The following is a 229-nucleotide window of genomic DNA, read 5'->3' on the forward strand; positions in this document are numbered from 1 at the left end:
CCACCGCCCCGCCCCAGCCCCCGAAGTCCCGCGAGGGCTGCATGTACGGCGCGATCGAGAGGCTCGGCGCGATGGCGTGCGACGGTCTGACCGACGCCTGGGAGAACATCCCGATGGGCGAGCCGACCGAGAAGCACAACACCCGCCACGGCATCCGGCGCCCCGAGCAGGACGAGACCGCCGCCCTGTCGCACCAGCGGGCCGCGGCGGCGCAGAAGAACGGGAACTT

The 229-nt window shown here is 72.9% G+C and carries 1 pseudogene; it reads left to right on the top strand.

Going from position 1 to position 229, the window contains the following annotated elements:
* Window positions 1-229 (top strand): annotated as a pseudogene (locus KVT45_RS55935) (acetyl-CoA C-acyltransferase); the annotation flags it as partial.

The organism is Streptomyces sp. GbtcB6, from assembly GCF_019091475.1.
Lineage (GTDB): Bacteria > Actinomycetota > Actinomycetes > Streptomycetales > Streptomycetaceae > Streptomyces > Streptomyces hyaluromycini.